The organism is Dactylosporangium darangshiense, assembly GCF_039537565.1.
Taxonomy (GTDB): Bacteria; Actinomycetota; Actinomycetes; order Mycobacteriales; family Micromonosporaceae; genus Dactylosporangium; species Dactylosporangium darangshiense.
The window spans coordinates 103,393-113,578 of record NZ_BAABAT010000037.1 but is presented as its reverse complement, the minus strand read 5'-3'; the positions used below and the strand labels follow the sequence as shown (position 1 = coordinate 113,578).

At 71.2% G+C, this 10,186-nt stretch carries 9 protein-coding genes; all 9 read left to right on the top strand.

All coding sequences use genetic code 11. The features are described from left to right. The first annotated feature begins 166 nt into the window (after window positions 1-166). The gene (locus tag ABD901_RS43115) at window positions 167-1,216 is read left to right on the top strand and encodes a helix-turn-helix transcriptional regulator (RefSeq protein ID WP_345136802.1); all 1,050 of its coding nucleotides are present in this window, start codon (window positions 167-169) and stop codon (window positions 1,214-1,216) included. After that, window positions 1,216-2,067, top strand: coding sequence for a hypothetical protein (locus ABD901_RS43110; RefSeq protein WP_345136800.1), 852 nt, complete (start codon window positions 1,216-1,218; stop codon window positions 2,065-2,067). Before ABD901_RS43115 ends, ABD901_RS43110 begins: the two co-directional genes overlap by 1 nt. 226 nt (window positions 2,068-2,293) lie before the next feature. Beyond that, a complete protein-coding gene (locus ABD901_RS43105) occupies window positions 2,294-3,205 on the top strand; it encodes a hypothetical protein (protein WP_345136798.1) in 912 nt (303 codons plus the stop codon). Window positions 3,206-3,619: 414 nt separating this feature from the next. After that, the gene (locus ABD901_RS43100) at window positions 3,620-4,570 is read left to right on the top strand and encodes a DUF4192 domain-containing protein (RefSeq protein WP_345136796.1); all 951 of its coding nucleotides are present in this window, start codon (window positions 3,620-3,622) and stop codon (window positions 4,568-4,570) included. After that, complete coding sequence (locus ABD901_RS43095; RefSeq protein ID WP_345136794.1) at window positions 4,567-5,058, top strand: hypothetical protein; 492 nt, start codon at window positions 4,567-4,569, stop codon at window positions 5,056-5,058. Before ABD901_RS43100 ends, ABD901_RS43095 begins: the two co-directional genes overlap by 4 nt. A 271-nt stretch (window positions 5,059-5,329) precedes the next feature. Continuing rightward, a complete protein-coding gene (locus ABD901_RS43090) occupies window positions 5,330-7,081 on the top strand; it encodes a ParB/RepB/Spo0J family partition protein (RefSeq protein ID WP_345136792.1) in 1,752 nt (583 codons plus the stop codon). Window positions 7,082-7,168: 87 nt separating this feature from the next. After that, window positions 7,169-8,758 (top strand): DNA cytosine methyltransferase, encoded by a 1,590-nt coding sequence (locus ABD901_RS43085; RefSeq protein WP_345136790.1) that lies wholly within the window; start codon window positions 7,169-7,171, stop codon window positions 8,756-8,758. After that, a complete protein-coding gene (locus tag ABD901_RS43080) occupies window positions 8,755-9,198 on the top strand; it encodes a hypothetical protein (RefSeq protein ID WP_345136788.1) in 444 nt (147 codons plus the stop codon). The genes ABD901_RS43085 and ABD901_RS43080 overlap by 4 nt, the downstream gene beginning before the upstream one ends. Then, the gene (locus ABD901_RS43075; RefSeq protein ID WP_345136785.1) at window positions 9,195-10,160 is read left to right on the top strand and encodes a hypothetical protein; all 966 of its coding nucleotides are present in this window, start codon (window positions 9,195-9,197) and stop codon (window positions 10,158-10,160) included. Before ABD901_RS43080 ends, ABD901_RS43075 begins: the two co-directional genes overlap by 4 nt. Window positions 10,161-10,186: the final 26 nt, after the last annotated feature.

Below are 10,186 nucleotides of genomic sequence, written 5' to 3'. Positions count from 1 at the left end.
CGAAGCCATGATCCGCTGGGCCGCGATCAACACCATGACCAGCCGCATCGCCCGAGGCCGGCCAGCCACCCGTCAGCAACGCTGGCGCTGGCCCGACGACAAATAGACCACTTCTCAAACACACTCTCAGGCCCACCAATCGCCAGCTGCGGAGACATGCACGCCTATGAGATCTCTGATCTTGACTATTGCTTTAGGTATCATTATCGCTACCGAAGCGGACGACGAGCGCAGGGGGACGCGGATGCCGATCGGTCACGTTCAGGCGTCGCCAACGCCACTACGCACGTTCAGCGACAGTCTCAAGATCCACCGTGAACGGCGACAGCTGTCACAGGCCGGCCTGGCAAAGTTGGTTCATGTCAGTAGCGCCATGATCGCCAAAGTCGAGCGAGGACGGCGGTGGCCGACACATGATCTCGTCGTACGGTGCGACACCGTCCTCGGCGCATCCGGCACGCTGACGCGCCTCTGGCCAGCTTTGGAAAATGAACGCGCACGCCGTCAACTCTTGGGCGCCCAGCACCGGCTTTCAACCAAACTGCAGGCTATCCCGATTGCCAGCACACACGGCGCCGAGGTTAGCTCTCAAAGCGACACCGCGTCGTTCTTGAGTACCGGAGTGTGGACGATCATCACCCCACTCAAGCAGGAAGCTATCCGAGCCCGGCCTGTCGTCGCCGTGGAGGACGTCCTCGGCGCGCAACGGCTCGGCGAGATCGCCCAAGCCCACGGCGTGGTACCCGGCTACGAAACCGTGCCGATCGGTGGTTCGGTCGATCTCAACCGACCGAACCTCATCGTTATCTGCGGACCGAGGCTCTCTCCACACACGGCCGCTGTACTGAACCAGGACCAACACCTACGCTTCATCATGGCGCCGGACAATGTATGGACGCTGCACGAAACCGATACCGACACACTGCACCGGTCCGGCCTGGACAGCGTTCCGCCACGAGCATCGGACGTCGCCTACCTCGGCCGACTTCCGCGACCCGATCGCCAGGGCACACTCACTATCTTCACCGGCATCCACCCGCAAGGCTCTCTCGGCGTCGTGCAGTACCTCGCCCAGCACCTGACCGAGCTGGACGCCGAACTGGGATCCCGCTGCTTCTCGATGCTGCTCGGCACTACATTCGATCCGGAGACCAGCGAACCGCTCCTCGTGAAACCGCTCAGCCGCGTCTACCTGCAGGAAGCACATACAATTTGATGCGCCCCACGATCACCTCCGAGACGGCACCAGGACACGACAACGAAGACTTCGCCGTCGTCACCGCGAACGTCGCCATCCTCCTTGACGGCGCGGGACTGTCAGGGGTCGACGATGGCGGCTGCATCCACGGTGTCGCCTGGTACGTCCGTCAGCTCGGCGCGCAGTTGTTGATACGGCTCCTCGACGAGTCGGAGCCGGACCTTCCGGTGGTGCTCGCCGACGCGATCGGCTCTGTCGCCGATGCCCACCGCGGCACATGCGATCTCGAACACCCCGGCACGCCGTCCTCGACCGTCATCATCGTCCACGAGGCCGCCGGGGTCCTGGGATACCTGGTCCTCGCCGACTCTGTCCTGATCATCGATACCGGAGAGGAACCCATCGTCATCTCCGACACGCGCGAAGCGGCTGTTGGCAGGCAATACCGTGCGGCGATGGACGCCCTCGTGGGTGGCACCCCCGAGCACAACGAGGCTCGCCGTAGCTACGTCGAGCGTCTACGGCAGCACCGCAACCAGCCGGATGGCTTCTGGGTGGCTGCCAGTGCACCGGAGGCGGCACAGCATGGGCTTACCGGCCGGCTGCCGAGCAGTCGACTGCGATCCGTGCTCCTCTTGAGCGACGGGGCGAGCCGACTCGTAGATCGGTTCGGTCTGTGGAGCTGGGGCAAGCTAGTCGAAGTCGCTACGACGCACGGCGGCGAGTCGGTCCTGCAGGCCGTCCGTACCGCTGAACGCGAGGATGCGGCCGGTGAACGGTGGCCCAGGGGCAAAATCTTCGATGACGCCACCATCGTGGTGTGCGATCGGTTCTGCTCGCCCATCGGTACCGGCGAGACAGCACGATGATCCACTGATTGGTGGCCTGAACGGCCAGGTGCGCCGCTGTCAGCACAGGTCGCGATGGCATCGCCAGATTTGCGTGAGCAGGGCAACGCGGAGTTCGCCGAGGCAGCGTAGGGACCGCAGCAGCAAATTGCAGGTGCGGGTGTCGATGTCCAGCGCACGGCCTTCGGCGGGCTGTTTGACCGGGATGTGCACGCCGACGCCGGCGCCGTCAGCGCTGGTGTGCCGGGTGATCGGACCGTTCGCTCTGGACCGGGTCCGCGTCTACAGCGCCAGCGAGGAATCCCCCTGTGCCGACGGGTTCTACACCCCACGCACCGGTGACGTCGCCGTCCACCGCGACGTCCTCACCGACCGGCATCGGACCCTGTCGGTGCTGTTCCACGAGGCGGCCCACCGGGTCCGGCACCGCGGCGGCGGCCGCTGGATCCCCAGCCCGGACCACGGCGACCGCAGCCGCGGCCTCGAGCACATGCTCACCGAGTTCGGCGGGCTGCTGCTCGGCCTGCTGGCCGACGTCGCCGACGGCGGCACCCTGCCCGACCCGGCCACACCGCCACCGACGCCAGGCAACCGCCGGCGGGTCCGGCAGACCGTGGCGGATGACCCGGCGGTGCCGGCCAGCCGCGAACTGGCGCACCTGCTCACCGACCGCCTCCCACACGCGCTCACCGCCGGCGGGTTCACCGACGTGCACGACCTGGTCGCCTCCACCGCCGTCCGCCCCGTGTACTGGAACCTGCTCACCCGCCCGAGACCGGCCGGGATCCGCCGCCAGCAGGGCGTGAGCACCGCCTGGGACTACGACAAGGTCGCCCTGCTCGCCAACGCCGTCGGCGTCCACCCGCCCGTGGTGTGGCTGGCCTCCAACCTGTGCGAAGGGCCGCTGCACGGCCGCCGCCGCGACCAGTGGGGTCAGCCCGGCCGGTGGGCGAAGCAGGTCTGCGACCTCGTCACCCGCGCCTGCACGGACCTGGAACACCTCGGCGGCGCCTACGCCGCCCAGGTTCCGGCCCTGCGCGCCCTCGCCGACGGCACGACACCCGCCCCGACCGGTGAGGACAGCTGGCAGGTCCCCGCACTAACCCTGGTCGTCCTGGAACGGCAACGCCTGCACCTCGACAACCAGCAGCCCCGATAGACCGGCCGGGCCAGCACCGGCGTCGCGCCGTACCCGAGCTGGTCCGGGGACTGTTGCTGCCAGACCGCTGGCAGCTCGCTGCGACGGGGAGCACGAGGCCGGTCGGGTGGCGTCCGGGCGCTGCTGCCCTGCCGCGCTTCTACCGCCCCTGCCCTTGCCCGGCAAGGCACACCGGCCCGGCGCCGACCGCGGCACCGCTGCGACGCGGACGCCGCCGCGATGCGAACCGGCCGCGGGGCCGGTGACCTTGCCTGGCCGCGGCCGTCGGGACGGTCCGCGCATCGGGTCAGCACGACCCGGGACGCCACCGCTGGTCCGGGACGTGCCGGCCGGGCCCGGCGGCTGCCGAGCTCGACGCCGCTCGGCCGTCGCCGTCAAACCGGTGCGGCCGGCATCGTGATCAGGAGTGCTCGCATGCGTGAGGCGTCCGCAGTACAGCTGCTGCGCAACCCCGAAGACCTGCTCGGCAAGATTCCCTACCTCCTGCAGTACCACCCGACCGACCGCATCGTCGTGCTCTACCTCGGCCCAGACCACCACCTTCTCGTCATCGGCAGCGTCGGCATCGACGCGCCGACCGCCGACCTTGCCGACGAGATCCGCGACACCGCCACCCGCACCGGCGCCCAATCCGTCGTAATCGTCGGGTACGGGCCGCTGACCGCCACCGGGACCGTCACCTCCCTCGTCGACGCCGTCGACCCGCACATCCACATCAGCTACACCTGCCTCGTCTCGGCCGGCGCCTACTACTGCCTGGACCGCGGCTGCATCTGCGACGCCACCACCGGCATCCAGTTCGACCCCCGCGCCACCGAGACCGCCGCGCACGCGACCGTCGCCGGCGAGGTGGCGTGGCCGTCCCGGTCCGACTTGCTCGCCCTGACCGAACCCGACCCCGACGCGCAGGACCGCGTCCGGGCCGCGTTCCACGACGCGCGGCGCATCGAACGGCCGGAACTGGTCGAACTCGACGAGCTGCTGGAGCGGGCCATGCTCGACCAGCGTCTCACCGACCTCGAGGCGGCCCGGCTGGCGCTGCTGCTGCGCCGCCGCCCCGTCCGGGAAGCCGCCTGGCTCAAGACCACTGACCACATGTGGCAGCGCAACCTGTGGCTCGACCTCACCCGCCGCATCCCAGAGCCCTACGTCGCCGCACCGGCCGCGCTCGCCGCCTGGTGCTGCTGGATGCGCGGCGAAGGCCCGCTCGCGCTGGCCGCAGCCAGGCGCACCGCCGCCGTCGACCCGCAGAACTTCATCACCACGGTCGTCGTCGCCGCGATCCAGTCCAAGCTCCGCCCCGCCGACTTCATGCCGGCCTGGCCCCCGGCGCTGGACGACGACGCGACGGCAGGGCCGCGGTGACCCGCGACGGCATCGGCGCTCGAGACTCGACCGCAACCGCGACCGCCGCCGGGAGCGGCCAGGGCGGACCGGCCGCGGCCGCAGCGACCGGCGGAACAACCCCCTCCGGCCAGCGGCCAGGCTGGCCGGAACTGGCCGCGGTCGTGCTGCTCACCGCCGACGACATGGTCCACGAGGCGGTGCGTCGCTGCGCGGCCCGGGCCGGGACGTCCGTGACCGTGTACCGCGATCTGGACTGCCTGCAGCCGAACGACACCGAGATCGAGGTGCTGCTGGTCGGCGCCGACCTGGCCGGCGCGGCAGCCGAAGTGCGGCTGCCGCTCGCGGCCCGGCAGGTGATCGTGGTGTCCGCGGACGCGCCTGACTGCCCGGCCTTCCGCGCCGCAGCAGCGCTGCGGGCGACGTATCTCACCTGCCGCCGGACGGACCGGGCCTTGCTCATCGATCAGATGGCAGCCGCAGCGGCGGGCACCGTCAACCAGCGATAGACCCGCCGCGACCTGGCCGAGGGCCGGTCGAGTGTCGCGGCGGCCGGGTGCGGGTGCCGGGCCCTCGATCCTGGCCGACCCCGGCTGGCCCCGCAAGGACCCGCCCGCACGCCCCTCGCACGCGGCACCAGCGACGAGGGGCGGGCGGGGCCTTGCCGTGGCGGCGCCGATCGGCCGGCCGGACGGATCGGGCCAGCACCGCCCACCCGGCCCGCACGCGGACCCGGACCGTCGGTGAAACGTTCCAACTACTCAGTAGAGGACGAACAGCATGAGCACAGCAGTCCTGCCCCTCGCCCCGGGCAATGAGGAAACCACCGAGATCGAGGACCCCGGCGCCGCACCGCGCACCGACGACGCGGTCGAACGCTTCGGGGAGGTCGTCGACGGCGTCGTCGTCGATGACTCGGAGACCGAGCCCAACGACAGCACCCGGCGGGTGGCCCTGCCGCCGCTGGTCGCGAAGAACCTCGATCCGCGTGACCTGATCGACAACCCGAACAACCTCCGCAAGGACGTCGGCGACCTGAACGATCTGAAGGCGTCGATGGCGCGGATCGGCATCCTGTGCCCGCTGGTGGTCATCCCGACGTGGGTCGACGGCGGCGGCGAAGCCTACATGATCGTGATCGGGCATCGGCGGAAGTACGCCGCGATCGCCCTGCGGTGGACCGAGGTGCCGTGCATCATCGCCGCCGATGACGGCGAGGCGCTGCAGATCATCGCGCAGCTGGCCGAGAACGGCCACCGGGTCGGGCTGACCGCGTCGGAGGAGGCCGAGGCGTACTACCAGCTGACCCTGCTGGACTGGACGCCCGAGGCAATCGCGAAGGTGCGGGCCATTCCGCTGCCGGCGGTACAGCAGAGCCTGCGGCTGCGGCAGCTGCCCGCGGCGGCCGCCGCCGCCGTGGACAACGGCACCATGACGCTGACCGAGTCCGCCGCCCTGGACCAGCTCGCCGACGACCTGAAGGCGCTCGACCGCGTCCTGGCCGCCGGTTCCGGCTACAAGCACGTCCTGGCCTCCGAGCTGGCCAAGCGCAAGGCCGCGAAGGCGGTCGCCGTCGCCAAGGCCGAGCTCGTGCTGGCCGGTGTGCCGATCACCAGCAAGCCGAAAGGCTTCGGCAGCACCAGCACCGAGGTTGCCGCCCGGCTGCTCGTCGACGCCGACGGCAACCGCCTCGAGCCGGCCACCGTGCGGACGATGCCCGGCTTCGCCGCGTTCGTGGAGAAGGGCCCGTTCGGTGGCGCGGAGACGGTCGTGTACTGCAAAGACCCTGAGGCTTGGGGCTACCGCCGGTACACGCCCAGCTTCGGGCCCACGCTGTCCGCGCAGGAGCTCGCCCGGCGCGCCGAGCGGGAGCGCCGCCGCGCCGAGCACCTCGCCGCGCTGCAGGTCGCCGCGGGCGTGCGCCGCGACTTCGTCCGGGAGCACTACGGGTCGGCGAAGGCAGCGAAGGTGCTGTTCCCCGACGCGCTGCGCCAGGTCCTGACCGGCACCCACGACCTCGAGTTCGAAGACGTCGACGGGCTGTACACGACGCTCGGCGGCGCCGGCGATGACGTGCTGCGGACCGCCGGGATCGACCGGCTGAGTCGTGCCCTCGTGGCCCGGTGGATCTGCGCCCACGAGCGCAACCTCGGCTTCGCCGCCAGCGACTACCCCGCAGAGGCGGACGCGCAGGCGGTCGCGTTCTGGTACGAGCGGCTCAACGCCGACGGCTACACCCTCGCCGACGCCGAGGCCGTCCTGCTCGAGTCCCTCACCAACCCGGACCGAACCCACGACGACGAGGACGACGACGGCCCGGACGAAGACGCCGAGGACGCCGAGCACGACGCAAACGCAGAGGGCCGCGACGAGGACGGGGACGAGAACCGCCAGGAGCAGGACGGCGAGGTGAACGCCACCACTGGTGGCCGCTCCGACGCCGCACCCGCAGACGAAGACGGCGCAAGCGGCGACGACGGTCCGCCCGTGGAAACCGAGGCGACCGACGAGGACCTCATCGGCGTCGGCTGACCTACTCATTCCCTGCTGCCCCCTTCGACGGCGGGAGCTTCGCGCACTGCGCGGGGCTCCCGCCTTTTGCCTTTCTGGAGGCTTCTCGTGTCGTTGACCCTCACCGATCTGTTCTGCGGCGCCGGCGGCTCATCCTCCGGCGCCGAACTCGTCGATGGCGTGCGCACCGTGATGGCCGCCAACCACTGGCGCCGCGCAATCGACACCCACGCCTACAACCTGCCGCACGCCGCGCACGACTGCGCCGACATCTCCCAGGTCGACCCGCGCCGCTACCCGCACACCCACCTGCTGTGGGTTTCACCGGAGTGCACGAACCACTCCCAGGCCAAAGGCGTCCGCGCCGCCGACCAGATCCCCGACTTGTTCGGCCAAGTCCTGCCGGACGAGGCCGCGGAGCGGTCCCGGGCCACGATGTGGGACGTCGTGCGGTTCGTCGAGGCGAAGCTCCTCGCCGGGCACCCGTACCTCGGGTTCGTCGTGGAGAACGTCGTCGAGGTCGAGCGGTGGCTGCCGTACCGGGCCTGGCGGATGGCCCTGCAGACGCTGGGCTATTGCCTGCACACCGTTTACCTCAACTCGATGTTCGCGCAGGCCGGCGGGGCCGGGGCACCGCAGTCACGCGACCGCTGGTACACGATCGGGCACCGCACCTCGCTGGGCCGCTGCCCGGACCTGCGCCGCTGGGCCCGCCCCGGCGCGACCTGCCAACGCTGTGGTGTCACCGGCAAACCGATCCAGGCGTGGAAGAACCCTGACCGGCCGTGGGGCCGCTACGGCGACCACGGCCAGTACGTGTGGGTCTGCCCGACCGCCGCCTGCCGCGGCGCCCGCGTCTACCCCAAGGTCCTGCCCGCCGCGGCGGCGATCGACTGGACCCTCGCCGGCACCCGCATCGGTGACCGTAGCACCCCGCTGGCCGACAAGACCATGGCCCGCATCACCGAGGGCCTGCACCGCTACGCCCGGCCGCTCATGGTGCCCACCGGCGGCACCTGGCGCACCGACGCCACCCCCGTCGATACGCCGATGCCGACCCGCACGACGCGGGAGAACGACGGCGTCGCCGTGCCGCCCGTCCCCGCCGACCCCAAGGCGCCGCCGGAGCTGGTGACGCCGCCGCTGGTCGTCGCCCTGGAGGGCCGGGCCACCGTCGCGCACGTCCGCCCCGTCGACCGTCCGCTGCGGGCGCAGACCGGCCGGCACCAGGACGCCCTCGTCGTGCCGATGCGCAACCACGGCGTCGCCCGCCCCGCCACGACTGACGCGCTACCGACCGTCACTGCCGCCGGGAACCACCATGGGCTGCTCACCTGGCCCGAGTTGCTGATCCCGTACTACGGCACAGGCGTGCCTCGCCCGGTCGAGCAGCCGATGGGTGCACTGTCCACTGTGGACCGGTTCGGCGTCCTCGACGGAGGCGAGGCGGCGGTGCTGGACCCCCTCGACTGCTTCTTCCGGATGCTCGCCGTGCACGAGATCCAGGCCGGGATGGCGTTCGACCCCGGGTACACGATCCTGGGCACCCGCCGCGAACAGGTCCGCCAGGCCGGCAACGCGGTCACCCCACCGGCCGCCCGGGACCTCATCGCCGCGCTCGTCGAGGCGATCACCGGCGACACGCCCCAGATCCGCACCGCCGTCGCCGCCCGCGAACTCGTCGGAGCGGGCGCATGACCGGCATCGACGACGGGCGGCCCCAGGACGGTGTCCGGCACCCGGACACCGTCCTCATCGACGAGCTCACCGCCTACCTCAACAGCACGCACGAGCCGTCCGGCGGCGACGTGGTCGACCTGCTCGACCAGCTCATCGCCGGCAGCGGCCGGCCCCTGCTCAACGAGGCGTGGGACGTCACCGCCGAGGTGTCCGAGGACCGGTACGGCCTGCTCACCGCCACGGTCACCGCCGGGCCCTACACCATCCGCGTGGCCCAGCCCACCAGCGGCCCAGCCGACCTGCATGTCGCCATCACCAGCAGCGACACCGAAGCCGACCGCGACGACTGGGGCCTGGCCATCACCGTCGACGACCGGCCCGTGCTCGACCCGATGCCCTGCACCTGGCGCAGCACCGTCCCCGCCGACCTGCAACTGACCGAGGAGACCCGGCGATGAACCGCATCTCGCAGACCGCGGCATGGCAACAGATCCGTGCCTGCACCGACGTGAACGCCGGCCGGCTGACCGGCCGCGTCCTGCGCTACCAGTACCTTTCGGCGATCCTGCCCGGCACCCTCGCCCCGGCCGCCGCCCAGCAGCTGCACGCCAGCGCCTACCGCCGCCACAGCGAACCCGCGACCCCGGACACCATCTGGTACGTGGTGTCCAGCGACGGCACCCCGGTCGCGTGGCTCACCCTCGACGCCACCGTCGTCACCCCACCCGCCGACCTCACCACCTATCAGCTGCAGCACCAGGAGCAGGCGGTGACGGCGCTGTCGAACCTGACCCGCCAGGCCCTGCTGGAACTCGCCCAGCTGCGCGACACCCGAGACCACCGCACGCCCGGCGACCCGCGGCAGGAACAGCCCGGCAGCCACGGCGACGAAATCGCCACCCGGATCCTCGTCGCGGACCCGGCCGACCCGACGCTGAGCTTCTGGGTCCGCGCCGGCGCCGACCTGGACACCACCCGCCTGCACGTCGCCGAGGTCACCGGCGTCGCGGAAGGCAACGATGCGCTCATCCTCGACGTCCGCGGCTACGGCGACTACGGCCGGTCCCGGGCAGTGCTCGACCTGTCGGTGCTGTGTGCCGTGGAGCACCTCGCCGCCGTCAACGAGCTGCCGGCCGAGGCGATCGGAACCTGGCTGCACCTCGACGGCGCCACCACCGGCAACCCGACGGCCGACGAGATCACCACCGCGTTCGGCGATGCGTACGCCGGCGTCCACGACAGCCGCCGCGCGTTCGCCATCACCGAACGCGACCGATACGGCTGGACCACCGCGCTCGCCAACGCCGGGAAACCCGACCGGTACTTCAACCTCGACGCGTTCACCGAGCACCTGTTCCGCACCGAGGTCCACAAGGTGCCGCTCGATGACGGCCGCATCGCCGTCTTCCGCCGCGGATAGGCCGCGACGCGCATTGCGCGCCCTCG